This is a genomic window from Streptomyces sp. NPDC015131 (assembly GCF_043079975.1).
Lineage (GTDB): Bacteria > Actinomycetota > Actinomycetes > Streptomycetales > Streptomycetaceae > Streptomyces.
The window spans coordinates 366,066-391,083 of the sequence record NZ_JBIBVB010000001.1; the positions used below are offsets into that span (position 1 = coordinate 366,066).

The window sequence follows — 25,018 nt, forward strand, 5'->3', positions numbered from 1 at the left end:
GGCCGTGCGCGTAGCCGTCATCGGGGGCGGGCCGGGCGGACTGTACGCCGCCGCCCTGCTCAAGCGCATCGACCCCGCGCGTGAGATCACCGTCTGGGAGCGCAACGCCCCCGACGACACGTTCGGCTTCGGCGTCGTCCTCTCCGACGAGACCCTCGGCGGCATCGAGCACGCCGACCCCGCCGTCTACGCCGCGCTCCGGCGGGAGTTCGTCCGCTGGGACGACATCGACATCGCCCACCGGGGGAACGTCCTGACCTCCGGCGGCCACGGCTTCGCCGCCCTCGGCCGCCGCCGGCTCCTCCAGATCCTCCACGAGCGCTGCGAGCGGCTCGGCGTACGGCTCCGCTTCCGCACGCCCGCCCCGCCCGCCGCCGAACTGGCCGCCGGGCACGACCTGGTGATCGCCGCCGACGGAGTGCACAGCAGGACCCGCGAGGCGCACGCCCGGGTCTTCCGGCCCCGTCTCACCACCCACCGCTGCCGCTACATCTGGCTCGCCGCCGACTTCGCCTTCGACGCCTTCCGCTTCGAGATCGCCGAGACCGAGCACGGCGTGATGCAGCTGCACGGCTACCCCTACACGGCCGACGCCTCCACCGTCATCGTCGAAATGCGCGAGGAGGTGTGGCGGGCGGCCGGCTTCGACGAACTCGACGAGCAGGAGTCCACCGGCCGCTGCGCCAAAATCTTCTCCGACGCGCTCCGGGGCCGCCCGCTCACCTCCAACGCCTCCGCGTGGACCGCCTTCCGCACCGTCACCAACGAGCGCTGGTCGCACGGCAACACGGTCCTCCTCGGCGACGCCGCCCACACCGCGCACTTCTCCATCGGCTCCGGCACCAAGCTCGCCGTCGAGGACGCCCTGGCGCTCGCCGCCTGCGTCGAGGAGCAGCCCGGCCTGCCCGAGGCCCTCGCCGCGTACGAGGCGGAACGCCGCCCCGTGGTCGAGTCCACCCAGCGCGCCGCCGCCGCCAGCCTCCGCTGGTTCGAGGACCTCGCGCTCCACCTGGACCAGCCGCCCCGCCAGTTCGCCTTCAACCTGCTCACCCGCAGCCGCCGGGTCACCCACGGCAACCTGCGGCTGCGCGACCCGCGCTTCACCGGCGCCGTCGAGCGCGACTTCGGCTGCCCGCCCGGCACCCCGCCGATGTTCACCCCGCTGCGGCTGCGCGGCCTGACCCTGCGCAACCGGGTCGTCGTCTCCCCCATGGACATGTACGCGGCCGAGGACGGCGTCCCCGGCGACTTCCACCTCGTCCACCTGGGCGCCCGCGCCCTCGGCGGCGCCGGGCTCGTCATGACGGAGATGGTCTGCGTCAGCCCCGAGGGCCGCATCACCCCCGGCTGCGCCGGGCTGTGGACGCCCGGCCAGGCCGCCGCCTGGCGCCGGGTCACCGACTTCGTCCACCAGCAGTCGCCGGGCACCGCCATCGGCGTCCAGCTCGGCCACTCCGGCCGCAAGGGCTCCACCAAGCGCATGTGGGAGGGCATCGACCAGCCCCTCGACTCCGGCAACTGGCCGCTCGTCGCCGCCTCCCCCCTCCCGTACCGCCCCGGCGTCAACCAGGTTCCGCACGAGCTGCACCGGGCCGCGCTCACCGACATAAGGGAGCAGTTCGCCGCCGCCGCCCGGCGTGCCGCCCGCGCCGACTTCGACCTGCTCGAACTGCACTGCGCCCACGGCTATCTGCTGTCCGGTTTCCTCTCCCCGCTCACCAACCGCCGCACCGACGCCTACGGCGGCTCCCTCGCGGCCCGGCTGCGCTTCCCGCTGGAGGTGTTCGACGCGGTACGGGCCGCCTGGCCCGGCGAGCGGCCCATGACGGTCCGCATCTCCGCCACCGACTGGGCGCCCGGCGGCACCACCGCCGAGGAGGCCGTCGAGATCGCCCGCGCCTTCGCCGAGCACGGCGCCGACGCCATCGACGTCTCCACCGGCCAGGTCGTCCCCGACGAGCGCCCCGAGTACGGGCGTTCGTACCAGACGCCGTACGCCGACCGGATCCGCAACGTCCTGGGGGTGCCGGTGATCGCCGTGGGCGCCATCTCCTCCTGGGACGACGTCAACTCGCTGCTGCTGGCCGGCCGCGCCGACCTGTGTGCCCTGGCCCGCCCGCACCTCTACGACCCGCACTGGACCCTGCACGCCGCCGCCGAACAGGGCTACGAGGGCCCGGCAGCCCCCTGGCCCGCCCCGTACCGCGCGGGCAGCCGCACACCCCCCACAGGCCGCACCGACGCCCCCAAACCACGCCTGGGCCTGGCGCGTTAGGCCCCGCCCCGGACGAACTCCTCGCCCGGGTCGCGCAGCAGGGCGTGCAGGCCGCCGAAGACCGCCGCCGCCCTGCCGCCCGGCCAGCCGGCCGGGAGCAGCGCGGCCGGGAGGCCCGGGTCGGCGTACGGCAGGCGGCGCCAGGAGTCCAGCGCGAGCAGGTAGTCGCGGTACGCCTCCTCGGGTGACGGCTCGCGGGCCGGCCAGGCGCGCAGCACCGGTTCGTGGCGGTCGAGGAACTCCTCGTACAGCTTGGCGATCGCGGCCAGGTCCCACCAGCGGCCCACCGCCTCGGCCGTCGCGGGGAAGCCCAGGTGCTCGCCGCGGAAGAGGTCCACGTACGGGTCGAGCTGGAGGCGCTGGAGGGTGTGCCGGGTCTCCTCGTACAGCGCGGCGGGTGCGATCCACACGCCCGGGGCCGCCGTCCCGAAGCCCAGCCGGGCCAGCCGGGAGCGCAGCAGGTGCCGCTTGTTCCGCTCGGCCTCGGGCACCGAGAAGACGGCCAGGACCCACCCCTCGTCCCCGCTCGGCTCGCCCGCCGCGTAGATCCGCCGGTCGCCGTCGTCCAGCAGCTGGCGGGCGTCCTCGGACAGGGCGTACCCGGCGGCGCCGTCCGGGGTGCGGCGCGGCACGAGCAGCCCGCGCCGCTTGAGCCGGGAGACGGACGAGCGCACGGACGGCGCGTCGACGCCCAGCACCGCCAGCAGCCGGATGAGTTCGGCCACCGGCAGCGGGGCGTTGTCGGGCGTCCGCCCGTACGCGCCGTACAGGGAGACGATCAGGGAACGCGGGGTGTGCTGCTCGGCCACGTGATCACTTTACGGGCGCGTCCCCGTCGCGCAGCCGGAATCTCTGCAGCTTGCCGGTGGCCGTGCGGGGCAGCGCGTCCAGGAAGACGATCTCGCGCGGGCACTTGTACGGGACCAGGCGGTCCTGGACGAAGGCGCGCAGCTCGCCGGCGGTGTGCTCGTCGCGCGGCAGGCCGTCGCGCAGCACGGTGTACGCGACGACGACCTGGCCGCGCAGGTCGTCGGGGCGGCCGACCACGGCGGCCTCGACCACGTCGGGGTGGGCCAGCAGGGCCTCCTCGACCTGCGGGCCGGCGATGTTGTACCCGGCCGAGATGATCATGTCGTCGGCGCGGGCGACATAGCGCAGGTAGCCGTCCGGTTCGCGGACGTAGGTGTCGCCGGTGATGTTCCAGCCGTGCCGGACGTACTCCGTCTGGCGCGGGTCGTCCAGATAGCGGCAGCCCACCGGGCCGCGCACGGCCAGCAGCCCCTCCTGCCCGTCGGGCACGGGCCGGCCGGAATCGTCCACCACGCGCGCGTGCCAGCCGGGGACGGGCAGGCCGGTGGTGCCGGGGCGGATGGCGTCGTCGGCCGCCGAGACGAAGATGTGCAGCAGCTCGGTCGCCCCGATGCCGTTGATCAGGCGCAGTCCGGTGTGCTCGTGCCAGGCCCGCCAGGTGGCCGCCGGGAGGTTCTCGCCGGCCGACACGCAGCGGCGCAGCGAGGTGGTGTCGTACCGGTCGAGGTCGTCCAGCATCACCCGGTAGGCGGTGGGGGCGGTGAACAGCACCGTCACCCGGTGCTCGGCCACGGCGGGCAGCAGCTGCCGGGGCCCGGCCTGTTCGAGCAGCAGCGCCGAGGCGCCGGCCCGCAGCGGGAAGATCACCAGCCCGCCGAGCCCGAAGGTGAACCCCAGCGGCGGGCTGCCCGCGAAGAGGTCGTCGGGGCGGGGGCGCAGCACGTGCGCCGAGAAGGTGTCGGCCACCGCCAGCACGTCGCGGTGGACGTGCACGCACCCCTTGGGCCGTCCGGTGGTGCCGGAGGTGAAGGCGATCAGGGCCACGTCGTCGGCGGCGGTGTCCACCGCCTCGTACGGGCCGGTGTGCCGGGCGGTGAGGCGCAGCAGGTCGCCGGGCCCGTCACCGCCGTACGTGGTGATCCGCAGCCCCGGGACCTCCGCCTTGACCAGGTCGTCCACCACCCGGACGTCGCACAGGGCGTGGCTGACCCGGGCCATCTCGCCCATCACGGCCAGCTCCCGGGGGCGGGCGCCCGCGAGGACGGTCACGGCGATCGCGCCCGCCTTCATCACCGCCAGCCAGCAGGCCGCCAGCCAGGGCGTGGTGGGGCCGCGCAGCAGCACCCGGTTGCCGGGCACCACGCCGAGGTCCTCGGTGAGCACATGGGCGACGCGGTCGACGCGCCGGCGCAGCTCGCCGTACGTCCACACCCCACCGGAGCCGTCCCGGAAGGCGGGGCGTCCGGGGCCGAACCGTTCCACCGTGCGGTCCAGCAGCTCGGTGCCGCAGTTGAGCCGGTCGGGGTAGCGCAGTTCCGGGAGGCCGAAGACCAGGTCCGGCCACTGCTCGCGTGGCGGGAGGTGGTCCCGGGCGAAGGTGTCACGATGTGCCGAAGGCGTGAGCCCCATGGTTCGCCCCCTTGTCGTGGTGGGAACGCTCATCGAGCGTATCGTTCATGTGACGACAGTCAACGGCCCGCGATAGATGTCTTTGAGGGGGCATGAATGCCCGTATTCTCACTCGATCCCGCCCAGACCGCCTGGTGTGCCGAACTGCGTGCCCTGGCCGCCGAACGGCTCCGCCCGCTCGCCGAGAAGGGCGAGCCCGGCCACGTCAACCGCCCCCTCGTCGCCGCGCTCGGGGAACTGGGCCTGCTGCGCCGCCTGTTCGGGGCCGGCGCGCTGGAGCTGTGCCTGATGCGCGAGTCCCTCGCCCGGGTGTGCACCGAGGCGGAGACCGCGCTCGCCCTCCAGGGCCTCGGCGCCCACCCGGTCGCCGCGTACGGGACGCCCGGGCAGCGGGAGCGCTGGCTGCCGGGGGTGGCCGCGGGCGGCACGGTCGCGGCCTTCGCGCTCAGCGAGCCGGGCGCGGGCTCGGACGCGGCGGCGCTCGCCCTGGAGGCGGTGCCGGACGGCGGCCACGGCAGTGGTGACGGGAGCAGCGACGGGGGCGGCTGGCGGCTGTCCGGGGAGAAGTGCTGGATCTCCAACGCCCCCGAGGCCGACTTCTACACCGTCTTCGCCCGGACGGCCCCGGACGCCGGGGCGCGCGGCATCACCGCCTTCCTGGTCCCCGCCGACCGCCCCGGCCTCACCGGCAGCCCGCTCGACATGCTGTCCCCGCACCCCATCGGCAGCCTGCTGTTCGACGGCGTCCCGGTCGGGCCCGGCGACGTCCTCGGCGAGACCGGCGCGGGCTTCCGGGTCGCCATGGACACCCTGAACCTCTTCCGGCCCAGCGTCGGCGCCTTCGCGGTCGGCATGGCGCAGGCCGCGCTGGACGCCACCCTCGCCCACACGGCCGACCGCACCGCCTTCGGCGGCGTACTGAAGGACCTCCAGGCCGTGTCCCACCAGGTCGCGGAGATGGCCACCCGCACCGAGGCCGCCCGGCTGCTGGTGTACGCGGCGGCGGCGGCCCACGACGAGGGCGCGCCCGATGTGCGCGGGCGCGCCGCCATGGCCAAGCTGCTGGCCACCGAGACCGCGCAGTACGTCGTGGACGCCGCCGTCCAGCTGCACGGCGCCCGGGCGCTGCGCCGCGGCCACCTGCTGGAGCACCTGTACCGGGAGGTGCGCGCGCCGCGCATCTACGAGGGCGCGACCGAGGTGCAGCGCACCATCATCGCCAAGGAGCTGTACGCCTCATGAGCGTCGAACGGCACAACCCGGCGGAGCTGTCGCCGCCCACGGGCTTCTCCCACGCGGTCACCGCGACCGGCTCCCGGCTGGTCTTCCTCGCCGGGCAGACCGCGCTGGACGGGGCCGGGCGGGTGGTGGGGGAGACCCTGCCGGAGCAGTTCGAGACCGCGCTGGGCAACCTCCTGACCGCCCTGAAGGCGGCGGGCGGCACCCCCGCCGACCTCGCCCGCGTGACCGTGTACGCCACCGACGTCGCCGACTACCGGGACAGGGCCCCCGAACTGGGCCGCATCTGGCGCCGCCTGGCCGGCCGCGACTACCCGGCGATGGCCGTCGTGGGCGCCGTACGCCTCTGGGACGAGCAGGCCCTGGTGGAGCTGGACGGCTTCGCGGTGCTGGAGTGAGGCGCGGGCCGCATTGCCGGTGAGCCCCGGGGGCCGGTGACCCCCGGAGGGCCCGGGCGGGCGGTGACCCCGGCGGGCCGGGGGCCGGTGAACCCGACGGGCAGGGGGCCGGCGGGCCGGGGTGGCCGGAGCCCGACCGGGGCTCAACAGCCGTGTTCCGCACGAGGGTTGTCAGTGCAATGTCACATTACTATGTTGCACGTCACACGGTAGTGGCATGCACCCATCAAGCTCCTGGGGGCTCGCCCCGCCGTGTCCGCACCGCTGCACGGACCACTCCCCACCTCCGACACAGGAGCCGCAGTGTCCCAGCGATCCCTCGGCAGATGCCCACGCCCCCGACCTCTGCGCCACGCCCTGCTCGCCGCCGCCGTCGCCACCGCGACCCTCCTCGGCGCCGCCGCCGGGAGCGCCCCCGCGACCGCCGCCGCACCCGACCGCACCCCCGTCATGACCCCCGTCGCCGCCGCCGGGGGCCCGTCCCGGCCCGTCCACGACGAGGTCGAGCGTCTCGCCACCGCGCCCGAACCCACCCCGCGCCCCGCCCCCGCGCCCGGCGGGCGTACCAGCTCCGCGATCCCCGGCCCGGCGACCCCGGGGAGCGCCGGTGCGGCGGCCACCGCGGCGCCCGCCTGCACCCTCGACCACGTCACCCGCCTCGGCCCCGAGCAGTTCACCGACTTCCTGGCCGACCCGGCCGTCACCGCCGACGGCTGCCTGCGCGACCTGATCTGGACCTGGGACGCCCGGCTGGCCCCCGTCATGTCCGACGCCCACGTCCAGGCCGTCTCCCGCCGCACCTCCGCCCTCGCGCCCGGCCACGACGGCAGGAACGGCACCCACCTGCTGGAGATGCTCACCTACCTCCACGCCGTGGCGTACCACGACTTCTCCCGCACCGAGATCGACGTCACCGACCCGCCCACCACCGAGGCGATGCGCCGGGCCGTCCACGCCTTCGGCACGGCGCGCCGCTCCTTCGAGGTGACCCGCACCAACGCCGAGTCGCTGCGCGAGGCGCTCTACGCGGGCAGCGCCCCCGGTCTGCGCCACTCCCAACTCGACCTGGTCCGGCGGGTGCTGGCCACCATGGACCCGTACCACACCACCACGTACCGGGACCCGGTCTGGGGCGGCGCCGCCCTCGCCGCCCTGTCCGTCAACTACCTGGGCGTGTACCCGGGCAACCGGGACACCGCCTTCCACACGCTGGCCGCCCGCAACACCGCCTACCGGGACGCCTTCCGGAAGTTCTCCGCCTACACCCACCTCAAGGGCACGCCCAACGAGTGGGTGGTGCGCGACGCCCTCGGCGAGTACGGCCGCTTCGGGCAGATCGAGGCGCTGACGGCGGCGATCGTGCCCGACCTCGGCGCGCTCCTCGCCCCCGTCGTCCGGGACTTCGGGCGCGGCAGCGCCCCCTGGGCCAAGCTCGCCTCCTGGCTGAACTTCTACGAGGCGTGCGCACCGTACGGGGTGTGCAAGGACGACATCGCGCGCGAGATCTTCCCCCACACGTACGCGTACGACAAGGCGGCCATCAGGGTGCGCACCGGGCTGACCCGCCCCGTGGTCGACCAGCTGTACTACGCGAGCAAGCAGGTCAAGGCGCAGTTCCACCGGATCACCGGAAGCCATGAACCGCTGGCGGGGGACACCAATGCCACCCTGAACATCGTGCTGTACGCCTCCCGCGCGGACTATGAGACCTACCACCCGCTGCTGACCGGGATGGACACCGACAACGGCGGCATCTACATCGAGCGCGGCGCGACCTTCTACACGTACCAGCGCCGGGTGCCCCAGGACTCCTCGCTCACGCTGGAGGAGCTGTTCCGGCACGAGTACACGCACTACCTCAACGGCCGCTTCGCGGTGCCCGGTTACTTCGGCGAGGGCCCCTGGTACGAGGCGGACCGCACCACGGCCATGGACGAGGGGACGGCCGAGTTCCTGGCCGGCGCCACCCGTGACGACGGTGTCGCCGTCCGGGCCGCGCTGGTGCGGAGCATCATGGCCGACACCGCGGACGGCAGTCCCCGGATGAGCGTGGACGAGCTGCTGCACGCCACCTACGCCGGTGACGGCTTCCGCTTCTACGCCTACGCGGGCACCTTCTTCAGCCACCTGTGGACCGAACGGCCCGCCCTGCTCCAGGAGATGTACCGGCACCTGCGCGCCGACGACCCGGTGGCCTTCGACGCCTGGCGCGACCGGCTGGGCCGGGACGCCTCCGTCCAGCGAAACTACGACGCCTTCCTGGACGCCCGGATCGCCGAGGTGGACGACCTGTTCGTGCCCGACACCCGCTACACGCCCAACGACCGGCTGCGCGACTCCACCGCCGAGGCCGTCCGCGCCTCCTTCGCCGCCGCCACCGGGTCCGCCCCGAGCTGCTCGGCCAACGGCGACCCCGGCATGCCCCGCTACCTCTGCGCCGGCCGGATCACCGCCCGCCTCACGGACGCGGGAAGCGCCGACCGGGTCTTCCGGGACATGTCCGCCACCGTCGACCACTTCCTGCTGGAACGGGCCGGCGGCGCGTCCACCAACCTCGCCGACATGAACTGCTCCTTCGGCCGCGTGGACATCTGGCCGGACCGGTCGGCGGGCACCTCGGACTATCTGTGCGAAGGGCCGCTGCGGAGCTGAAAGGCCGTTCAGCAAAAGCGAGTTGGGCGTGCCGGTGGTCTTCACAGGACCAGTGCCATGTGAAATATTACTGACGTGCCCACGAGACACGTGAGTGATCTGCCGGACGCCGTGATCGTCGGAGCCGGAGTGGTCGGGGCGGCGTGCGCGTACTACGCGAGCCGCGCCGGCCTCACCGTCACCGTCGTCGACCGCGGTCCCGTGGCGGGCGGCACCACCGGTGCCGGAGAAGGCAACCTGCTCGTCTCCGACAAGGAGCCGGGCCCGGAGCTCGACCTCGCCCTGCTGTCCACCCGGCTGTGGCGCGAACTCGCCCGCACCCTCCCACCGGAGACCGAGTACGAGCCCAAGGGCGGTCTCGTCGTCGCATCCGACGAGACCGCCCTCACCGCCCTGCACGCCCTCGCCGCGCGCCAGGCGGAGGCGGGCGCCGACACCCGGCCCGTACCCGCCGGCGCGCTGGCCGCCCTCGAGCCGCACCTCGCCCCCGGGCTCGCCGGAGGGGTCCACTACCCCGAGGACGCGCAGGTGCAGCCCGCCATGGCCGCCGCCCAGCTCCTGCGGGCCTCCGGCGCGCACGTCCGCCCCGGCGAGGAGGTCACCGCCGTCCTCACCGGCCCGTCCGGAGCGGTCCGCGGCGTCCGCACCAGCCGCGGCGACCTCCACGCCCCGGCCGTCGTCAACGCCACCGGCACGTGGGGCGGGGCGCTCGCCGCACTCGCCGGCGTCCACCTGCCGGTACGGCCCCGGCGCGGCTTCGTCCTCGTCACCGAACCCCTCCCGCCCCGCCTCGTGCGCCACAAGGTGTACGCGGCGGACTACGTCGCCGACGTCGCCAGCGACTCGGCCGCCCTCCAGTCCTCGCCCGTCGTCGAGGGCACCCCCGCCGGGACGGTCCTCATCGGCGCCACCCGCGAACGCGTCGGCTTCGACCGGACCCTGTCCACCGAGGCGCTGCGGCGGCTCGCCGCCGGGGCGATCGCGCTGTTCCCGGTGCTCGGCGGCGCCCGCGCCCTGCGCGCGTACCACGGCTTCCGCCCCTATCTGCCCGACCACCTCCCGGCGATCGGCCCCGACCCGCGCGTCCCCGGGCTGCACCACGCCTGCGGCCACGAGGGCGCCGGCATCGGCCTCGCCCCCGCGACCGGCGCCCTCGTCGCCGCCGCCCTCACCGGGGCGCGACCGCCCCTGGACCCGGCGCCGTTCCGCCCCGACCGCTTCGACGCCCCGGCCCGCGGGGACGCCCCGGCCCGTAGGGACGCCCCGGCCCATAGGGATGCCCCCGCCCGCCCCCACACCCGCCCCGACGATCCGGAAGGAGCCGCCCCGTGAGACGACGCGCCACCACGCCCGCGCCCTTCACGCTCACCTTCGACGGCAGGCCCGTCACCGCGCTGCCCGGCCAGACGGTCGCCGCCGCCCTCTGGTCGGCCGGGATCCTCTCCTGGCGCACCACCCGGCACACCGGGGCGCCCCGCGGTGCCTTCTGCGCCATGGGCACCTGCCACGACTGCCTGGCCACCGTCAACGGCCGTCCCAACCGCCGCGCCTGCCTCCTGCCGGCCCGCCCCGGCGACACCGTCACCACCCAGGAGGGCACCGGACATGCCCGCTGACCTCGCCGTGGTCGGCGCCGGACCGGCCGGGATCGCGGCCGCCACCACGGCCGCCCGGCTCGGGCTGAGCGTCACCCTGCTGGACGCCGGACAGCGGGCGGGCGGCCAGATCCACCGGCACGCGGCGGGCGCCCCCGTACCCCGCGAGGTGCGCCGGCTCACGCGCCGGCCCGACCGGATCACCCACCTGCCCGGCCACCACGTCTGGACCGTCGCCCGCGACGGCGACACCTGGCTCCTGCACGCCGTCGCGGGACCCGACGAGACCCCCGCCGCCGTCCGCGCCCACGCCGTGCTCCTCGCCACCGGCGCCTGCGAACGGCACCTCCCCTTCCCCGGCTGGACCCTGCCCGGGGTGCTCGGCGCGGGCGGCGCGCAGGCCCTGCTCAAGGGCGGGCCCGCCCTCCCCGGGCGCCGTGTCGTCGTCGCGGGCAGCGGGCCCCTGCTGCTCGCCGTCGCCGGCACCCTGGCCGCCGCCGGGGCCCGGGTCCCCGCCCTGGTCGAGGCGGCCGGCTACACCGGCTACGCCCACCACGGCGCCGCCCTCGCCCGGAACCCCGCCAAGCTCCTCCAGGGCGCCCGGCACGGCGCCGTCCTCCTGCGCCGCTCCACCCGCCTCCTCACCCGCCACGCGGTCACCGCCGCCCACGGCACCACCCGGGTGGAGGCCGTCACCGTCACCCGGCTCGACACCGACTGGCGCCCCGTCCCCGGCACCGGCCGCCGCATCCCCTGCGACGCCCTCGCGGTGGGCCACGGTCTGCTGCCGCAGCTGGAACTCGCCACCGCGCTCGGCTGCGCCACCCGCCGCACCCCGGACGGCACCCCGGCGGTGGACACCGACGCCGGGCAGCGCACCTCCGTCCCGGGTGTCTGGGCGGCCGGGGAGACCTGCGGCGTCGGCGGCGCCGAACTCGCCCGCACGGAGGGCCGGATCGCCGCCCTCTCCGTCGCCGGCCGCCACAGCGCGGCCCTCGCCCGGCGCCGCGGGCGGCTGCGGGCCTTCGCCGCCGCGATGGCCGCCGCGCACCGGCCCGGCCCCGGCTGGACCGGCTGGCTCACCGACACCACCGAGGTGTGCCGCTGCGAGGAGGTCACCGCCGGCCGCGTCCGCGACGCCGTCACCGGCCTGGGCGCCGGGGACGCCCGTACCGTCAAGCTCCTCACCCGCGCCGGAATGGGCTGGTGCCAGGGCCGCGTCTGCGGACCGGCCGTCGCCCGCCTCGCCGGGCAGGACCCGGCGCCCGACCGGCGCCCGCTGTCCTGCCCCGTACCGCTCCGTCACCTCGCCCACCCACCGGGAGACGAACGATGAACCAGCGCACCAAGCCCTGGCACGGCGTTCTGGTCGCCACCGCCCTGCCGCTGCGCGACGACCTCTCCGTCGACTACGACGCCTACGCCGCCCACGTCGCCCGGCTCGTCGCCGAGGGCTGCGACGGGGTCGTCCCCAACGGCTCCCTCGGCGAGTACCAGACCCTCAGCGACGAGGAGCGCACCCGGCTCGTCCGCGTCGCCGTCGAGGCGGCGGGCGACGGCGCCCGGGTGATGCCCGGCATCGCCGCGTACGGCTCGACCGAGGCCCGCCGGTGGGCCGAGCGGGCGGCCGAGGCGGGCTGCGGATCGGTGCTGCTGCTGCCGCCCACCGCGTACCGCGCCGACCCGGCGGCCGTCCGCGCCCACTACGCCGAGGCCGCCCGCGCCGGGCTGCCCGTCGTCGCGTACAACAACCCCTTCGACACCCGGGTCGACCTCACCCCCCGGCTCCTCGCCCAACTCCACGCCGACGGGCACGTGGTGGCGGTCAAGGAGTTCAGCGGCGACGTTCGGCGCGCCTACGAGATCGCCGAACTGGCCCCGGACCTCGACCTGCTGGCCGGCGCCGACGACGTCCTGCTGGAGCTGGTCCTGGCCGGCGCGGTGGGCTGGATCGCCGGCTACCCCAACGCCCTGCCCGCCGCCTGCACCGCCCTCTACCGGGCCGCCGCCGCCCGCGACCTCGACACCGCCCTGCCCCTCTACCGGGCGCTGCACCCGCTGCTGCGCTGGGACTCGCGGCCCGAGTTCGTCCAGGCGATCAAACTGTCCATGGACCTGGCCGGCCACCGCGGCGGGCCCTGCCGCCCGCCCCGGACGCCGCTCACCGGCGCCCACGCCGCCACCGTCCGCGCCGCCACCGAGAAGGCGCTCGCGGAAGGGCTCTCCTGACCATGCGCACCCGGACCGTCCACCATGTCGTCGACTCCCACACCGAGGGCATGCCCACCCGGGTCGTCACCGGCGGGATCGGCACCGTCCCCGGCGCCACCATGGCCGAGCGGCGCGCCCACTTCGCCGCCCGCCTGGACCACGTCCGCACCCTGCTGATGTACGAGCCGCGCGGCCACGCCGCCATGAGCGGCGCGATCCTCCAGCCCCCCACCCGGCCCGACGCCGACTACGGCGTGCTGTTCGTCGAGGTCTCCGGCCTCCTCCCGATGTGCGGGCACGGCACCATCGGCGTCGCCACCGTCCTCGTCGAGACCGGGATGGTGGCCGTCACCGAACCCGTCACCACCGTCCGCCTCGACACCCCGGCCGGACTGGTGACCGCCGACGTACGGGTGGAGAACGGCGCCGCCAGGTCCGTCACCCTCACCAACGTCCCCGCCTTCTGCGTTGCCCTCGACCGCGAGGTGGTGGTGCCCGGCCTCGGCACCGTCCGCTACGACCTCGCGTACGGCGGGAACTTCTACGCCTTCGTCGAACTCGCCGACCTGGGCCTGCCGTTCGACCGGGCCCGCAAGGAGGACCTGCTCGCCGCCGGCCTCGCCGTGATGGACGCCGTCAACACCGCCGACCGGCCCGTGCACCCCGAGGACCCGTCCATCGCGGGCCTCAAGCACGTCTACCTCGCCGCGCCCGGCTCCGACGCCGTCCACTCCCGGCACGCCATGGCCATCCACCCGGGCTGGTTCGACCGCTCGCCCTGCGGGACCGGCACCTCGGCGCGGATGGCCCAGCTCCACGCGCGCGGGGAGCTGCCGCTCGGGCGGGACTTCGTGAACGAGTCGTTCATCGGGACCCGGTTCACCGGGCGCCTCACCGGCGAGACCACGGCCGGCGGACGGCCCGCCGTCGTGCCCACCGTCACCGGCCGCGCCTGGATCACCGGCACCGCCCAGTTCTTCCTGGATCCGGACGACCCCTTCCCCGCGGGCTTCCTCCTCTGATCCCCTACCATCCCGACGACACCCGGAGGCAGCCCGATGACCGGCCGGCACCTGAAGAACCTGCTCACCAGCCAGGAACGCCTGCGCGACCAGGTGGCGCACGCCCTGCGCGCCGCCCTGATCGCCGGTGAGCTGCAACCGGGCACGGTCTACTCCGCCCCGGCCCTCGCCGCCGACTTCGGCATCTCCGCCACCCCCGTCCGGGAGGCGATGCTCGACCTCGCGGGCGAGGGCCTGGTCGAACCCGTACGCAACAAGGGCTTCCGCATCACCGAGGTCAGCGAACGCGACCTCGACCAGTACACCGAGCTGCGCGCGCTGATCGAGGTGCCGACCATCGGCGCCGTGACCCGGTCGGCCGACCGGCGGCGGCTGGAGGAACTGCGGCCGGTCGCCGAGGAGATCGTCACCAGCGCCCGCGCCCACGACCTGATCCGCTACCTCGACGCCGACCGGCGCTTCCACCTCTCCCTGCTCGCCCTGTCGGGCAACGACCGCCTGGTGGAGACGGTCGGCGACCTGCGCAAGCGGGCCCGGCTGTACGGCCTGACGGCCCTCGCCGAGCGGGGCCTGCTCGTCGCCTCGGCCGAGGAGCACCACGAGCTGCTCGACCTGATGCTCGCGGGCGACGCCCCGGCGGCCGAGGCGTGCATGGCACGGCACCTCGGCCACGTACGGTCGCTGTGGGCGCGCACCGGCGGCGCGGAGCGGGCGGAGGGGCACCCGGCCTCCGTCAGCCCTGCCCCCGCACACTGATGTCGCTGAACTCCACGGTGGCGTCCTCGGTGTAGAGGCCCACCGAGCCGCGCAGATAGGGCTCCCGGCGGTCGGTGTGGGTGACGATCGGCTCGTCGTCCACCCGGACGGTCATGGTGGCGCCCCGCTGGCGCACCTCGATGCGGTGCCAGTCGTGGATGGGGTACGAGCCGGGGTGCGTGGCCAGGTAGCACTGCTTCTCCGGGCACGCGGGGTCGACCTTGCCGAGCTCCCAGCCGTTGGGCTTGAGGATCACGTAGTAGAAGTGCTCGTCGTCGGTGTAGTGCCACACCGCCCAGGCGGCCTCCCACGGGTTGGGGGCGCCCGGCTGCCGCAGCTGCTTCTCGGTGCGCATCCGCAGCCGGTAGGTGAAGTCGCCGTAGGCGGCGGTCGACGTCACCAGCGCGGCGTGCGTCCGGTCGGGGCTGGTGGCCGCCCGCGGCGACAGCGTGATGACGCCGGCCTTCTCGGTGACGCTGCCGTGCCCGTCGTAGACCACCCGCCAGGGCCCGTGCTCGCTGCCCTCCTGCCAGGTGGCCGGCGCCTCGGGGTCGGTGCCGCAGCCCACCGGCAGCAGCACGGCCGCCACCAGCAGGACGCCGGCCATGAGCCATCGGCGCGGGGCGGTGCTCATCCGGCCGCCAGCATGTCCAGGGACCGGGCACGGTCCGGTACGCGGCCGAAGTCGTGGGCCAGCGTGTCGAGGATGCGTTCCGCGGCGTGCCCGTCCCCGAACGGGTTGGGCGCCGCCGCCATCCGCCGGTACAGCACCGGGTCGTCCAGCAGGGCGGTGGCCGCGGCGTGCACGGCGGCCGGGCCGGTGCCGGCCAGCCGGGCGGCGCCCGCCCGGACCGCCTCGGGGCGCTCGGTGGTGTCCCGCAGGACCAGCACCGGCTTGTCGAAGCTGGGCGCCTCCTCCTGGACGCCGCCGGAGTCGGTGAGCACCAGGGTGCAGGCGGCCAGGGTGGCGATGAAGTCGAAGTAGTCGAGCGGCTCGGTGAGGGTGATCCTCGGGTGGCCGCCCAGGGCGGGCAGCAGCACGTCCCGCACGGCGGGGCTCCGGTGCAGCGGCACCAGCACCTCGACGTCCGGGCGGTCGGCCAGCCGCAACAGGGTGTCGGCGAGCGCCCGCATGCGCGGGCCCTGGTTCTCCCGGCGGTGCAGCGTCACCAGCAGGCCGCGGCGCCCGGTGCGGAAGGCGGAGCGGCCGTCCGCGCGGTCGCGGGCCCACAGCAGGTTGTCGATCACGGTGTTGCCGGTCACCATGACGTCCTCGGTGGGCACCGCCTCGGCGGTCAGGGCGGCGGCGGCGCGCGGGGTGGGCGCGAAGTGCCAGCGCGTCATCCGGCTCACCAGGCGCCGGTTCAGCTCCTCGGGGAAGGGGTCGTCGAGGACCCCGCTGCGCAGCCCCGCCTCCACATGGGCGACCGGGACGTGTTCGTAGAAGGCCGCGAGGGCCCCGCACAGGGTGCTGCTGGTATCGCCTTGGACCATCACCAGATCGGGCCGTTCCTCGCGGATCAGCTCGCCGATCCCGGCGATCAGCCGGGCGGTGAGCGCGGACAGTTCCTGGCGCTCCCGCATCACCGCGAGGTCGTGGGACACGGTGAGCCCGAGCCGTCGCAGCATCCGGTCGAGCATCTCCCGGTGCTGGCCGGTGTTGATCAGCACCGGTGCGAACAGGGGCGAGTCGTCCAGCGCCCGGAGGACCGGGGCCAGTTTCACGGCCTCGGGACGGGTGCCGAGAACGACCGCCGCACGAAGCCTGCCGTCCGGCGTGGAGCGTACAGAGAGCATACGATCACCGCATTAGGAACAAGTGGGATATATGGATGGTGTCGGGAAGGGCGGTGGTGTGAACCGCCGCCGGATCGGACGGGACGTCAGGTCACCGACTCCCGCGGCGGCCGGACCGGCGGGGCACCGGCCCGCCGCGACGGCGGCGGAGGCGACGGGGGCGACGGGGGCCGCGGCGGGCGCCCGGGAGGCCGCGGGGGCGACTCGCGCGGCGCCTCCGGGACGCGCCGGGTCTTCGCCCACCCGCTGCGCCGGAACAGCTGCCGGCCCACCGCCAGCCAGCCCACCGGCAGCCAGTGGTAGCAGTAGAGGGTGAAGAGCAGGCCCAGACCCGCGGCGCGCGGCACGCTCGTCCGCTCGGCGCGGTGGTACACGTACCCGCACACCGGCGCCACCCCGAACGACACCAGCACCCAGACGATCAGCACCACGCCGTAGTCGGCCGTCAGCGTCTCCGCCATCCGCTGCCCGCCGCCCGTCGCCACCGCGATCAGCGAGGCGTAGAACGCCAGCACCGAGAAGGTCGTCAGCAGCACCAGCAGCGGCAGCGTCAGCGTGATCAGCAGGTCCGCCACCACCCGCCCGCGCAACTGCGCCCGTACGATCCCGGGGATCACCCCGATGCACTGCAGATGCCCCTGGAACCACCGGGTCCGCTGGCGCAGGAAGGGACGCAGCCGGACCAGGCCCTGCTGCGAGACATGGGTGCGCGGGGTGAAACGGGTCCGCCAGCCCTCGGTGACCAGGTGGACGCCCAGGTCCAGATCCTCCGTCAGACAGCGGCTCCACGGCGCGGAACCGAGGGTCTCCAGCGCCGACAGCCGGGTGAACTGCCCGTTGCCGCCCAGACCCGCGCTGCCGATCCGGCTCCTCGCCCGCTGGAAGATCTCCGTGTACGTCACGAACTCGACGTCCTGCAACCGCGCCAGCAGCCCGGAGGCGGCGTTCAGGATGCGCACCGCGATCTGCACCGCGCCCACGTCCGGCTCCCGGAACATCGGGGCCACCACCGACAGCGCGCCCGGCTCGACGCGCCCGTCGGCGTCCACCACCACCAGGACGATCTCGTCCCGCCCGTACCCGGCGAACCCGGGCGTCCCCACCAGCTCGTGGCGGATGTGGCGGTACGCGGCGTTCAGCGCCTCGCCCTTGCCCTGCCGCGCCCGCGGCGGCACCCGCCGCAGCAGCATGATCCGCGGATCGGTGAAGCGCTCCACGATGCCGGCCGTCGCGTCGTCCGACCCGTCGTCGACGACGAGCGCCACCCAGTTGCGCTCCGGCAGCGCCAGCAGCCGCTCCAGGCTCGCGCCGATCACCAGCTCCTCGTCGAGGCACGGCAGGACGAAGACGAACAGCAGGCGCGGCGGCGGCGCGGGGGCCGCGCCACCGGGGGACGCGTGCCGGCGGTCGCGGTGCCGGCCCGGTCCGTGCCCCTCCCGGCGGCCGGCGAAGAACATCCCCAGGACGTAGAGCAGGAAGGAGACCAGGACTGCGGATGCGGCCAGAGTCATGTCTGCCGTGCCTCTCTGCGGTCGCCCTCGTCCCGGTGCCGGGGTGCGGAGGGCGCCCACCAGCGGGCCACCACGTCCTCGGCCTCCTTGCCGTGGACGGAGTAGTCCAGTGAACGGAACCGGGCGGCCGTGCCCGGGAGCTGCTGCCAGACCCACCAGTGGACGCCCGCCCACCAGGGCCTGCCGGTGAACGCGCGCAGCAGCGCCTCGTAGTACGCGGCCTGCTCGCCGGGGTCGGGGGTCGTCGAGACGGTCCAGGAGTACGGGGCGGTCGCGGCGCCGTGGACACTGGTGCAGCCGGCCTCGGTGAACAGGACCGGCTTGCCGGTGCCGGCGGCGAAGCGCTCCAGCCGGTCCCGCACCGGGCGCCACGCGCGGACCAGCCGCCGCACGTCACCGCCCGGCGCGTCGGAGAGCGGCCAGTACGCGTCGACGCCGGCGAGGTCGAGCGCGTCCCAGAAGGCGACGTCCTCGTACTCGTCGTAGTTCGCCGCGTACAGCAGCGGCCCCGGGTACGCCGCCCGCGCCCGGCCGACCACCGCCCGCCAGCGCTCGCCGTCGCCGGAGGTCCCGGCCAGCTCGGTGCCGACCGCGTAGGCGTCGGCGCCGCACCACGCGGCGAGCCGCGCGTAGTAGCAGACCAGCTCGGTGTAGGCGGCGAACCAGTCGTCGGGGCGGTCCGGCCGGATCGCCGCCCGGTCGGACTCGTCGTCCAGGTCCAGGTGCGGCTTGAGGAGCACCTTCAGCCCCTGCCGGTGCGCCAGGTACACCATCCGGGCCAGCCCGCCGTCGGCCGGGGTCGCCGGGGTCGGCCGGACGTCCGCCGACCGCCATGTCGTCTGGTACCAGGTCGGGTTGAGCTGGATCCAGTTCCCGCCCACCGAGGCGATCCGCCGCAGCAGCGCGGGCGCGCCCGGGTCGTCGTAGCCGTCGGCGGCGTACGCCGGGAGCGCGAAACCGCGGTGGCCGGGCGGCGGGCCGTACCGCGCGGGGCGGCGGCCGAGAAGGGTGCGTGCGCCGGTCATCCCGCTCACCTCATGACGTCCGACGGGCGGACGAAGTCGTAGCCGAGGTCCTGGATGCCGCGCACGATGTCCCGCAGCATCTCCACCCCGAGCGGCGGGTGGTAGAAGAAGCTGGCCACACCGTCCCGGACGGCCAGCGTCCGGCGGGCGGCGTCCAGGATGTCGTCGGGTCCGCGCGCCGCGCGGTCGTTGTGGTCGGTGGCCTCCACGTTGCCGAGGCTCTCCGGGACCACCGCCGTGCCGTACACGTCCCGCACGCCGTACGGGAAGAACTGGTCGGCGCGCTCCTCGGCGTCCGGGGGGCCGCCGTACAGCGAACTGGCGTAGTTCATGGTCTCGTCGTAGCGGTAGCCGAACCGGTCGCCGACCGCCTCGTAGTCCCCGGGCCCCGCGGCGTAGTGCGGGAACTCGAAGACCAGCGGGCGGGGCAGCCCGGCCGCGTCGAACTCGGCCAGCCCCCGGTCGAGCCGCTCCAGTGTCTTCTCCCGGGAGGCGCCCGCCACCAGGCCGTCCATCACGACGTCCTTGCCGGGCGTCTGGTGGGCGCGGAAGAACTCGAAGTCCTCGCCGCTGATGCCGTGGTACGGGTTCTTCTCGGTGCCCAGCTGGTGGGTCACCCCGTGCATGATCATGGTGCCGCCGCTGTCGATGAGGTACCGCAGCGCCTTCACCACCTCGGGCCGGTCCTTCAGCGCGAAGCTGGTCGGCTCGCCCTGGTGGGCCTTGCCGTGGGGGTCGGTGTAGACCGGGATGACCCCGAAGCTGAAGGGGACACCGGCCTGGCGCAGGCAGCCGCCGATCGCCCGGAGCTGCGCCGGGTCGGCGTTGGGGGAGATGTCCTCCAGGCGGACCAGCGCGCGGTGCCGCTCCTCGGTCGCGGGCGCCAGGACGTCGAACAGCAGGTCGCTGAAGGCCAGATAGCGGTCGGTGGCGGTGATGTAGTCGAAGGGGTTCTCACTGAGGTACCAGAGGTTCGCCGACCGCACCGCCCACGGCACGCTGGTGCCGTCCGGGCGCCGCGCCTCGGCGACCGCGCGCGCCGTGTCCCGGTCGTCGACGGTGATCCGCTCGATGCCGGGGTCGTCCGGGGGGTTCTCGCGGGTCAGCGTGGAGCCGCGGTAGAGGACGCGGTCGACGCCGCCGACGTCCGGGTCCGCCACATGGAAGCCGTACCGCTCCTGCCAGGTCCGGGGAGCGTGCTCGGCCAGCTGCCCGATGTTCTCGTCGGCCCACACCACGGGCACGCGGGTGGTCAGTACGTCGTCGAGGAACGCGGACGGCAGCCGCGCGCCCTCCGCCGACCCGAAGTACAGCACGGCGGAGTGCTCACGGGCCTCGCCGGCCCGGTAGTCGCCGACCGGCTTCAAGGTCCAGGGCCCGAAGTGCGAGGCCAGGTTCGCGGCCTGCTGGCCGGTCAGCCCGGACGTCCAGTCCCCGCCGTCGTACAGCACCAGGGCCCGCTTCCGCTCGTCCCCGGCCGTCGGCGCGCCCGCGCCGCGCGCGACCCCGGGGTCCGGGCGGGCGGGCGGCTCGGTCCGGGCCGTCAGCCCGGCGTCGGAGTGCGCGGCGGCGGTCGCGCTCGCGGGGCGGACGCCGGAGGCGGGGGAGCAGTCGACGGGCTCGTCGGCGAAGGTGGGCACCACCACGTTGGGAACCAGCCAGATGCCGCCGCCGAGGACGACCACCAGGCCCAGCGCCACGGCGCTCTGCCGGCCGCGGTTCAGCGTCCCGTACCAGCGGTGGGCACGGTGCCCGCCGGACGCGGCCATCAGGACGCCGAGCAGCAGCGGGTAGGCGATCAGGGCGATCGCGGCCAGGGCGACGAGGTAGACGGTCATCGCGGCACCCCGGCGTACGTGCGGGGCCGCGGGCGCGCCCGGCCGGTGGCGGGGACGCGGGTGTCAGCCGGTGGGCCGCCTGGGCCGTCGGGTGAGCCGGCCGGTGGGCGGTCGGGTGAGCCGCCTGGTGGGCCGCTTGGTGGGCCGCCTGATGGGCCGTCGTCGCCGCGGCGGGTGCCGCCCGCGGCGCTTCCCGCGGAGGTACGGGCGCGGTGCCGCCGGGGCGAGGCCCCGGTGCGGTGCGGCGCGCGGCGCGCCGAGGTGGCGGCGCCCGCGACCCGGTCGGTCGCGCGGCGCGCGGGGTGGGCGGCCGGGCTGGTCGAGGCCGTGCGCGGGTGCCGGTGCCGTGGGTCCCCCTGGGGCCAGTCCGTGGCGCGCCGCAGCGGGTGCGGGGCGGGTGCTGATGCCCTGATGCGGGGGGACATGGCGGAACCCTTTCCAGATGCGGCCTATGCGGGGCCCAGCTCCCGGGCCGGGGCCCGGCGGGCTGTGATGTCCACCCTCATGACAAAGCGGCAAGCCAGTCAAGACGTATACGAAGGGTATTTACCTCTTTTTTCGCCCTTTTCGGACGTACGCCGCTGACCAGCGTTTTCGTCCCCCCGTCCGCCCGCACCCATGAGGCCGTCCGCATGGGCATGCGCCGGTCCGTCACACAGGGTGCGGCCCGGGGCAGAGCGAGACCCCCAGGACGTCGTTGCCGCCGGTGCCGCGCCCCGGGAAGGTCACGGTGTCGCCCGGCCGGGCCGTACGGCAGGGGACGGAGGTGCCGTCGAGGTAGTCGACCGTGATGTCGTGGGTGCCGTCGCAGCCGTTGGTCACCAGGGTGTAGCGCCAACTCGCGCTGTACGTCAGGCAGCTGGGCGCCCCGGTGTGCGTGGCGGCGGACGCCTCGGCGCCGGCGGCCGGCGTGAGGGCGAGGGTGGCGGCGGCGATCGCCACCGCAGTGATGCCGTTCTTTATTGAATGAAAAGTCCGCGCCACCGGTGATCATCCCTTCACTTCTCGAACACGTCGCCGACGAGCCTAGGAAGCGCGGGGCGTGCACCACCGGTTTCCGGACACAAAGCGGCCCCTCGGGCGGGTGTCGGCCGCGTTGCGGAGTCGCCGCCCACCTCGGGTGTCTCCACTTTTCGTATGCAAGGCGGGGCCGTCACCACGCCCCCACCAGCACCACGACCGACCGCCGCGGAATGCTCGGAAATCGCCGCTCGGAACCGCTTTCCCGCAGGTTCACTCAAGGAGTGATCGGTTCGCACATGGTTCGTGTGTGAATCGATCCCTGTGGTAGCGATGGGGTCCGGTACTCACCCCGGCCCCCGACCGGAAGGACCGGCGCGAGGGCGGGACCGGAGCTCACACGTGGCGGATGTTCACTCCCGCCGCCCGCAGATCCTCGATCACCGGGTTGCCCGGAGGGGCGTCGGTCACCACGATGTCGATCTGCTCGACCGAACAGATCCGGCCGAGCGCCACCCTACCCAGCTTCTCCGCGGTGGCGACCAGGACGATGCGGCGCGCCGACGCCGCCGCGGTCCGCTTCACATGGACGTCGTCGAGGTTGTACGCGGTGGCGCCGTTCGCCACGTCGATGCCGCAGCACCCGAGGACGAAGGTGTCGTAGCGCAGGTCCTCGAAGGTGCGCAGCGCCGTCTCCCCGTAGAACGACAGCTCTCCCGGCCGCACCTGACCGCCCGGCACCAGCAGCCGGATGCCGTCGTGCTCCGACAGCGCGAAGGCCGCGTGCAGCGACAGCGGGGTCACCGTGAACCGGTGGCCGGCCATGGCCCGGGCGATGGCGACCGCGGTCGTCCCGGTGTCCAGGGCCACCGTCTCCCCGTCGTTGAGCAGCCGCACCACCTCGTCGGCCAGCTTGGCCTTGGCGTCGCTCCCCACCATCGCCCGCACCGCGTACGGCGGTTCCACCCCGCTGAGCAGGGTGCTGACCGCTCCGCCGTGCACGCGCCGCAGCGCGCCCCGGGACTCCAGCAGCTCCAGGTCGCGGCGGATCGTCATCTCCGACGTCTTGGCGGAACGGGCGAGTTCGGCCACGGAGGCCCGGCTGCGCTCGCTGAGCTGGGACAGGATGAATCGGTGGCGTTCGGCGACATTCATGTCGCTGATTTAACACACCAACACGCCGAGTGCGAGTTTCGGCCCCTGCCCCGACGGGCTCGCCCGCCCTCCAGTGGCGATCATGGTTGACATTCTCTCACAGTGAGTGTGTACTCACACTCGCCTCATGTGCTTTCTCGCCCGCCCCGGTCCTGACGCCCGGCGGTGAGCCCTCCCCGGAAGCGCGGAGGCCGACGGGCGTACGGCCTCCGCCGTACGCCCGGCACACCCGAAGTCCCTGTTGCACCATGTCGAGCCACCCCGAGCCCGCTCCTCAGGAGGACATCGATGGCCACGCCGGACCAGGCCCTCCCCTCGCGGGAGGACAGCACACCCACGCTGTTCACTCGCGCCGCCCTCGTCGCGTCCTGTGTGGGCTTCGTGCTGATCGGCGCCCTCCAGGCGTACTACGGACCGGCGATCCCCGCCCTCCGCGACGAGTTCGGCCTCACCCCGCCCGTGGCGGGCCTCGGGCTCAGCGCCCACTTCGTGGGAGCGCTCCTCGGTGTGCTGATCTTCCACCTGCTGCGCGGGAAGACCGGCAACCGCCAGCTGCTCGGCGGCTCCTACGCCCTGATGGCGCTCGGCGCGCTCGGCTTCGCGGTGTCCCCGTCCTGGCCGGTGTCCCTGGCCGCGGCGTTCGTCATCGGACTGGGCTTCGGCGGCATCGACTACGGGCTCAACCAGCTCTTCTCCATGGGCTTCGGCCGCCGCAGCACCGCCATGCTGAACCTGCTCAACGCCCACTTCGGCATCGGCGCCGTCGCCGGCCCCGCCCTGGTGGGCTGGCTCGGCGCGGAGAACTACACCTGGATCTTCGGCGGCACCGCGGTCGTGTCGGTCCTGCTGATGCTCACCCTCGGCGGGGTCGCGCAAAAGGAGCCCGCCCCCGAGACCACCGCCCACTCCGGCGCCGGGCGGTCCCGGGTCCTGCCCGTGGTGGCGGCTTTCATCGGCATCTACGTCTTCCACGTGGCGATCGAGACCGGCGTGGGCGGCTGGGAGCCGACCCACCTGGAGACCTTCGGCTACGGCGCCGCGGCCGCGGCCACCGCCACCTCCGCCTACTGGCTGGCCATGACCGTCGGACGCTTCGTCGCCGTCCCGCTGACCCTGCGCTGGCCGGCCCCCGCCATCGTCATCGCCTGCTGCCTGGGCATGGCCGGCTCCCTGCTGCTCGCCACCGTCCCGGCCGCCGCCCCCTACGCGTACATCGGCGTCGGCCTGTTCATCGCCCCGATCTTCCCGACCTGCCTGCCCTGGCTGAACCGCGCCGTGCCCACCGTCGCCGGCGCCGGTGCCTATGTGATCGCCGCCTCCATGATCGGCGGCGTGGCCTTCCCGCCGCTGCTCGGCGTCGCGATCGAGCACTCCGGCGTCCGGGCCGTGCCCCTGCTGCTGTTCGGCCTGGCGATGATCTGCGTCGTCCTGAGCCTCTGGCTCACCCGGGCCGCCCCCGCCGCCGACGACCCCGCCCCCTCGGTGCCGCTCGCCGGAGCGGTGCCCGCCGATCGGACGTGACGCCCATGACCGCCGTTCTCTTCGACATGTTCGGTGTCATCGCCCGGCTCCAGTCACCCGCCGCCCAGGAGCGGCTGGTGCGCACGGCCCGCGTCCCCGGCGCCGCCTTCTGGGAGAGCTACTGGGCCCTGCGGCCCCCGTACGACCGGGGCGACCACACCGCCGCCGCGTACTGGAGCGGCGTGGCCGGCGCGCTGGGCGTCACCTTCACCGAGCGGCACATCGCCGAGCTGGTCGCCGCCGACGTGGCGAGCTGGAGCGAGGTCGACGAGCGGATGACCGCGTACCTCGGCGAACTGGCGGCGGGCGGCACCAGGATCGGGCTGCTCTCCAACATCCCCGAGGACCTCGCCGCCGACTACGAGCGGCGCCACCCCTGGCTCCACCACTTCGAGGTGCTGGCCTTCTCCTGCCGGATAGGCCACGCCAAGCCCGAACCGGACGCCTACCACTGGTGCGCCACGAAGTTCGGACTGCCGCCCGGCGACATCCTGTTCGTGGACGACCGCCCCGACAACGTCCGGGCCGCCGAGGCCACGGGCATGCGCGGCCACCACTTCACCTCGCTCACGGCACTGCGGGCGGCCCTGGACGCCCCGGCCGGCACCGGGGAGTGACCGGCCG

21 protein-coding genes are annotated in these 25,018 nt (G+C 74.7%); 12 read left to right on the forward strand and 9 right to left on the reverse strand.

All coding sequences use genetic code 11. The features are described from left to right. Positions 1 to 4 precede the first annotated feature (4 nt). Complete coding sequence (locus ACF08D_RS01420; protein WP_392220396.1) at positions 5 to 2,275, forward strand: bifunctional salicylyl-CoA 5-hydroxylase/oxidoreductase; 2,271 nt, start codon at positions 5 to 7, stop codon at positions 2,273 to 2,275. On the opposite strand, the gene ACF08D_RS01425 is transcribed toward ACF08D_RS01420, so the two are convergent. Then, positions 2,272 to 3,084, reverse strand: coding sequence for a PaaX family transcriptional regulator C-terminal domain-containing protein (locus tag ACF08D_RS01425; RefSeq protein WP_392220397.1), 813 nt, complete (start codon positions 3,082 to 3,084; stop codon positions 2,272 to 2,274). The two genes, ACF08D_RS01420 and ACF08D_RS01425, sit on opposite strands and share 4 nt — an antisense overlap. A gap of 4 nt (positions 3,085 to 3,088) precedes the next feature. After that, the gene (locus tag ACF08D_RS01430; RefSeq protein ID WP_392220398.1) at positions 3,089 to 4,714 is read right to left on the reverse strand and encodes an AMP-binding protein; all 1,626 of its coding nucleotides are present in this window, start codon (positions 4,712 to 4,714) and stop codon (positions 3,089 to 3,091) included. A 96-nt stretch (positions 4,715 to 4,810) separates the two neighbouring features. Here ACF08D_RS01430 and ACF08D_RS01435 point away from each other — a divergent pair, with 96 nt between their 5' ends. The 9 genes from ACF08D_RS01435 (at position 4,811) to ACF08D_RS01475 (ending at position 14,587) form a co-directional block, all read left to right on the forward strand. Continuing rightward, positions 4,811 to 5,956: an acyl-CoA dehydrogenase family protein gene (locus ACF08D_RS01435; protein WP_392220399.1), complete on the forward strand. Its 1,146-nt coding sequence runs from the start codon at positions 4,811 to 4,813 to the stop codon at positions 5,954 to 5,956. After that, positions 5,953 to 6,351 carry a RidA family protein gene (locus ACF08D_RS01440; protein WP_392220400.1) on the forward strand — a complete coding sequence of 133 codons (399 nt, stop codon included), beginning with the start codon at positions 5,953 to 5,955 and terminating at the stop codon, positions 6,349 to 6,351. Before ACF08D_RS01435 ends, ACF08D_RS01440 begins: the two co-directional genes overlap by 4 nt. 303 nt (positions 6,352 to 6,654) lie before the next feature. Further along, entirely contained in the window at positions 6,655 to 9,003 is a 2,349-nt protein-coding gene (locus ACF08D_RS01445) for a collagenase (RefSeq protein ID WP_392220401.1), read from the forward strand. A gap of 75 nt (positions 9,004 to 9,078) precedes the next feature. Beyond that, positions 9,079 to 10,335 carry an NAD(P)/FAD-dependent oxidoreductase gene (locus ACF08D_RS01450; RefSeq protein ID WP_392220402.1) on the forward strand — a complete coding sequence of 419 codons (1,257 nt, stop codon included), beginning with the start codon at positions 9,079 to 9,081 and terminating at the stop codon, positions 10,333 to 10,335. After that, complete coding sequence (locus tag ACF08D_RS01455; protein WP_392220404.1) at positions 10,332 to 10,619, forward strand: (2Fe-2S)-binding protein; 288 nt, start codon at positions 10,332 to 10,334, stop codon at positions 10,617 to 10,619. Before ACF08D_RS01450 ends, ACF08D_RS01455 begins: the two co-directional genes overlap by 4 nt. Continuing rightward, the gene (locus ACF08D_RS01460) at positions 10,609 to 11,934 is read left to right on the forward strand and encodes an NAD(P)/FAD-dependent oxidoreductase (RefSeq protein WP_392220405.1); all 1,326 of its coding nucleotides are present in this window, start codon (positions 10,609 to 10,611) and stop codon (positions 11,932 to 11,934) included. Before ACF08D_RS01455 ends, ACF08D_RS01460 begins: the two co-directional genes overlap by 11 nt. Beyond that, the gene (locus ACF08D_RS01465; protein ID WP_392220407.1) at positions 11,931 to 12,827 is read left to right on the forward strand and encodes a dihydrodipicolinate synthase family protein; all 897 of its coding nucleotides are present in this window, start codon (positions 11,931 to 11,933) and stop codon (positions 12,825 to 12,827) included. The genes ACF08D_RS01460 and ACF08D_RS01465 overlap by 4 nt, the downstream gene beginning before the upstream one ends. Positions 12,828 to 12,829: 2 nt before the next feature. Next, on the forward strand, positions 12,830 to 13,831 hold the full coding sequence (locus ACF08D_RS01470; RefSeq protein ID WP_392220409.1) for a proline racemase family protein: 1,002 nt from the start codon (positions 12,830 to 12,832) through the stop codon (positions 13,829 to 13,831). A 36-nt stretch (positions 13,832 to 13,867) separates the two neighbouring features. Then, positions 13,868 to 14,587 (forward strand): GntR family transcriptional regulator, encoded by a 720-nt coding sequence (locus ACF08D_RS01475; RefSeq protein ID WP_392220410.1) that lies wholly within the window; start codon positions 13,868 to 13,870, stop codon positions 14,585 to 14,587. Here ACF08D_RS01475 and ACF08D_RS01480 read toward each other — a convergent pair. The 7 genes from ACF08D_RS01480 to ACF08D_RS01510 all read right to left on the reverse strand — a co-directional run bounded on the left by ACF08D_RS01480 (position 14,565) and on the right by ACF08D_RS01510 (position 22,873). Beyond that, a complete protein-coding gene (locus ACF08D_RS01480; protein ID WP_392220412.1) occupies positions 14,565 to 15,221 on the reverse strand; it encodes a family 16 glycoside hydrolase in 657 nt (218 codons plus the stop codon). The genes ACF08D_RS01475 and ACF08D_RS01480 overlap by 23 nt on opposite strands. Then, positions 15,218 to 16,384 (reverse strand): non-hydrolyzing UDP-N-acetylglucosamine 2-epimerase, encoded by a 1,167-nt coding sequence (gene wecB, locus ACF08D_RS01485; RefSeq protein WP_392220413.1) that lies wholly within the window; start codon positions 16,382 to 16,384, stop codon positions 15,218 to 15,220. The genes ACF08D_RS01480 and wecB overlap by 4 nt, the downstream gene beginning before the upstream one ends. Positions 16,385 to 16,470: 86 nt before the next feature. Further along, positions 16,471 to 17,895 carry a glycosyltransferase gene (locus tag ACF08D_RS01490; protein WP_392220414.1) on the reverse strand — a complete coding sequence of 475 codons (1,425 nt, stop codon included), beginning with the start codon at positions 17,893 to 17,895 and terminating at the stop codon, positions 16,471 to 16,473. Continuing rightward, positions 17,892 to 18,920, reverse strand: a complete 1,029-nt coding sequence (locus ACF08D_RS01495) for a glycoside hydrolase family 113 (protein ID WP_392220415.1) — start codon at positions 18,918 to 18,920, stop codon at positions 17,892 to 17,894. Before ACF08D_RS01495 ends, ACF08D_RS01490 begins: the two co-directional genes overlap by 4 nt. 5 nt (positions 18,921 to 18,925) lie before the next feature. Further along, positions 18,926 to 20,758, reverse strand: coding sequence for a DUF2334 domain-containing protein (locus ACF08D_RS01500; protein ID WP_392220416.1), 1,833 nt, complete (start codon positions 20,756 to 20,758; stop codon positions 18,926 to 18,928). Between the two features lie 651 nt (positions 20,759 to 21,409). Further along, a complete protein-coding gene (locus ACF08D_RS01505; RefSeq protein ID WP_392220417.1) occupies positions 21,410 to 21,742 on the reverse strand; it encodes an alpha-amylase in 333 nt (110 codons plus the stop codon). 372 nt (positions 21,743 to 22,114) lie between these two features. Then, the gene (locus ACF08D_RS01510) at positions 22,115 to 22,873 is read right to left on the reverse strand and encodes a DeoR/GlpR family DNA-binding transcription regulator (protein WP_392220419.1); all 759 of its coding nucleotides are present in this window, start codon (positions 22,871 to 22,873) and stop codon (positions 22,115 to 22,117) included. A 288-nt stretch (positions 22,874 to 23,161) separates the two neighbouring features. Between ACF08D_RS01510 and ACF08D_RS01515 the strand changes: the two genes are divergently transcribed. Beyond that, positions 23,162 to 24,394, forward strand: a complete 1,233-nt coding sequence (locus ACF08D_RS01515) for an MFS transporter (RefSeq protein WP_392220420.1) — start codon at positions 23,162 to 23,164, stop codon at positions 24,392 to 24,394. A gap of 5 nt (positions 24,395 to 24,399) precedes the next feature. Next, positions 24,400 to 25,011, forward strand: a complete 612-nt coding sequence (locus ACF08D_RS01520) for an HAD family hydrolase (protein ID WP_392220421.1) — start codon at positions 24,400 to 24,402, stop codon at positions 25,009 to 25,011. Positions 25,012 to 25,018: the final 7 nt, after the last annotated feature.

What these genes read in the sequence shown, in the direction of transcription:
- ACF08D_RS01430 (WP_392220398.1), bottom strand. Translation starts at nt 4,714, where the DNA reads ATGGGGCTCACGCCTTCGGCACATCGTGACACCTTCGCCCGGGACCAC.
- ACF08D_RS01435 (WP_392220399.1), top strand. Translation starts at nt 4,811, where the DNA reads ATGCCCGTATTCTCACTCGATCCCGCCCAGACCGCCTGGTGTGCCGAA.
- ACF08D_RS01440 (WP_392220400.1), top strand. Translation starts at nt 5,953, where the DNA reads ATGAGCGTCGAACGGCACAACCCGGCGGAGCTGTCGCCGCCCACGGGC.
- ACF08D_RS01460 (WP_392220405.1), top strand. Translation starts at nt 10,609, where the DNA reads ATGCCCGCTGACCTCGCCGTGGTCGGCGCCGGACCGGCCGGGATCGCG.
- ACF08D_RS01465 (WP_392220407.1), top strand. Translation starts at nt 11,931, where the DNA reads ATGAACCAGCGCACCAAGCCCTGGCACGGCGTTCTGGTCGCCACCGCC.
- ACF08D_RS01470 (WP_392220409.1), top strand. Translation starts at nt 12,830, where the DNA reads ATGCGCACCCGGACCGTCCACCATGTCGTCGACTCCCACACCGAGGGC.
- ACF08D_RS01475 (WP_392220410.1), top strand. Translation starts at nt 13,868, where the DNA reads ATGACCGGCCGGCACCTGAAGAACCTGCTCACCAGCCAGGAACGCCTG.
- ACF08D_RS01480 (WP_392220412.1), bottom strand. Translation starts at nt 15,221, where the DNA reads ATGAGCACCGCCCCGCGCCGATGGCTCATGGCCGGCGTCCTGCTGGTG.
- wecB (WP_392220413.1), bottom strand. Translation starts at nt 16,384, where the DNA reads ATGCTCTCTGTACGCTCCACGCCGGACGGCAGGCTTCGTGCGGCGGTC.
- ACF08D_RS01490 (WP_392220414.1), bottom strand. Translation starts at nt 17,895, where the DNA reads ATGACTCTGGCCGCATCCGCAGTCCTGGTCTCCTTCCTGCTCTACGTC.
- ACF08D_RS01495 (WP_392220415.1), bottom strand. Translation starts at nt 18,920, where the DNA reads ATGACCGGCGCACGCACCCTTCTCGGCCGCCGCCCCGCGCGGTACGGC.
- ACF08D_RS01500 (WP_392220416.1), bottom strand. Translation starts at nt 20,758, where the DNA reads ATGACCGTCTACCTCGTCGCCCTGGCCGCGATCGCCCTGATCGCCTAC.
- ACF08D_RS01510 (WP_392220419.1), bottom strand. Translation starts at nt 22,873, where the DNA reads ATGAATGTCGCCGAACGCCACCGATTCATCCTGTCCCAGCTCAGCGAG.
- ACF08D_RS01515 (WP_392220420.1), top strand. Translation starts at nt 23,162, where the DNA reads ATGGCCACGCCGGACCAGGCCCTCCCCTCGCGGGAGGACAGCACACCC.
- ACF08D_RS01520 (WP_392220421.1), top strand. Translation starts at nt 24,400, where the DNA reads ATGACCGCCGTTCTCTTCGACATGTTCGGTGTCATCGCCCGGCTCCAG.